A 2,220-nucleotide genomic window follows, 5' to 3' on the forward strand; every position below is an offset into this window, starting at 1 on the left:
GGCGCGCGGGCCGAGCTGTGCCGCCGCCTCGGCCGGCTCGGCGAGGCGCGCGACGCCTACGAGCGCGCGCTCGCGCTGGCCCGGCAGCAGCCCGAACGGCAGTTCCTCGCGCGGCAACTGGCGTCCTTGCCCGACTAGAAAAATAGTTGCACTTCGTCGCGACCGCATGTCGATCCGGCGCCTCGCCGATCGACCAGTGGTGTCCTCATTCCATCCGAAAGGAGATTCCGCATGAAATACCTCTGCCTCGTCCACTGCGACCCGGCCCTGTTCGCCACCCTGTCGCCCGACGAGCGGCGCGCGCTCGACGAAGACTCGATGGCCTACGACCGCGAGCTCGAGAAGAACGGCCACTTCATCGCCGCCGACGTGCTGGCGAGCGCCAGGTCCGCCAAGGTCGTGCGCGTGCGCGACGGCAAGGCCTCGCACGTCGACGGGCCGTTCGCGGAGGTGCGCGAGCAGCTCTGCGGCTTCATCCTGATCGAGGCGCGCGACCTCAACGTCGCGATCCAGCTCGCGGGCCACATCCCGATGGCGCGCCACGGCAGCATCGAAGTCCGTCCGATCCAGAGCATGGACGCCGCCGAGGGGAATGCCGCATGAAGTACCTTTGCCTGATCTACGAAACCGAGGCTCCGCCGCTCGACATGGCGCACTACATCCAGGAACACATCGACTACGACGCGCAATTGCGCGCGCGCGGCCAGCTGGTCGAGGCCGAGGCCCTGCAGCCGGCCGAGACCGCCACCACCGTGCGCATGCGCCGCGGCCGGCTGTCCGTGACCGACGGCCCCTTCGCCGAGACCAGCGAACAGCTCGGCGGCTTCTACCTTGTCGAGGCCGGCAGCGAGGAGGAGGCGCTGCGGATCGCGGCCGGCATCCCGTCCGCGCGCAACGGCAGCATCGAGCTGCGGCCGATCCTCTCGTTCGGCCCCGGCCCCGAGGGCCCTCGATGAGCGGCGCCGCGCCGCCGCGCGCCACGGTGCGCGAATGGACCGGCCTGGCCGTCATCGCGCTGCCGTGCATGCTCTATTCGATGGACCTCACGGTGCTGAACCTCGCGATCCCCGCGATCAGCGAGGCACTCAAGCCCACGGCGGCGCAGCTGCTGTGGATCGTCGACATCTACGGCTTCCTGGTCGCGGGCCTGCTGGTCACCATGGGCACGCTGGGCGACCGCATCGGGCGGCGCCGGCTGCTGCTGATCGGCGCCGTGGCCTTCGGCCTGGCCTCGGTGCTGGCGGCCTTCTCGAACAGCGCCAACATGCTGATCGCCACCCGCGCGCTGCTCGGCGTAGCCGGCGCGACGCTGGCGCCGTCCACGCTCTCGCTGATCCGCAACATGTTCCTCGATCCCGGTCAGCGCACGCTGGCCATCGGGGTCTGGATCTCGAGCTTCTCGGCGGGCGCGGTCATCGGCCCGGTGGTCGGCGGCGTGCTGCTCGAATACTTCTGGTGGGGCTCGGTGTTCCTGGTCGGCGTGCCGGTGATGGTGCTGCTGCTGGTGCTCGGCCCCGTGCTGCTGCCCGAGTACCGCGACCCCGAGGCCGCGCGGCTCGACCTCGCGAGCGTGGCGCTGTCGCTGGGCGCGGTGCTGCCCGCCATCTACGGCGTGAAGCAGACGGCCGAGCACGGCGCGAGCGCGCTGTCGCTCGCCGCCATCGCGGTGGGGCTGGCCATCGGCTGGCTGTTCGTGCGGCGCCAGCGCCGGCTGGCCGATCCGATGATTGACCTGCGGCTGTTCCGCGCGCCGGCCTTCAGCGTGGCGCTGGGCGCCTACATGCTGTCGTGCTTCGTGATGTTCGGGCTGTTCCTCTACGAGGCCCAGTACCTGCAGATGGTGCTCGGGCTGTCGCCGCTGCAGGCCGGCCTGTGGAGCGTGCCCAGCGCGGGCGCCTTCATCGTCGGATCGATGGCGGCGCCCGCGCTCACGCGGCGCGTGCGGCCGGCGCATGCGATGACGGGCGGACTCGTGGTCGCGGCACTGGGCTTCGCGCTGCTGGTCGCGCTGCCGGTGCAGGGCGGCCTGGCGTTGCTGGTGGGCAGCATGGTCGTGTCCTCGCTCGGGCTGGCGGTGGTGTTCACGCTGTCGACCGACCTGGTGGTGGGCAGCGCGCCGGCCGAGCGCGCGGGCGTGGCCTCGGCGATTTCGGAAACCAGTTCCGAATTCGGCGGCGCGCTGGGCATCGCCATCCTCGGCAGCGTGGGCGCGGCGGTCTA

General features: G+C 71.3%; 3 protein-coding genes. All 3 read left to right on the plus strand.

The annotated features are described in order from the left end of the window. The first annotated feature begins 231 nt into the window (after nt 1–231). Nucleotides 232–603, plus strand: coding sequence for a YciI family protein (locus AC27VN_RS39465; protein ID WP_093355834.1), 372 nt, complete (start codon nt 232–234; stop codon nt 601–603). After that, nucleotides 600–956: a YciI family protein gene (locus tag AC27VN_RS39470; RefSeq protein WP_261216487.1), complete on the plus strand. Its 357-nt coding sequence runs from the start codon at nt 600–602 to the stop codon at nt 954–956. Before AC27VN_RS39465 ends, AC27VN_RS39470 begins: the two co-directional genes overlap by 4 nt. Then, nucleotides 953–2,220 (plus strand): MFS transporter (locus AC27VN_RS39475; RefSeq protein ID WP_490880215.1); only part of this gene is annotated, 1,268 nt, incomplete at its 3' end. The genes AC27VN_RS39470 and AC27VN_RS39475, both read left to right, overlap by 4 nt.

The organism is Variovorax sp. 20P10.2.4 (assembly GCF_058244205.1).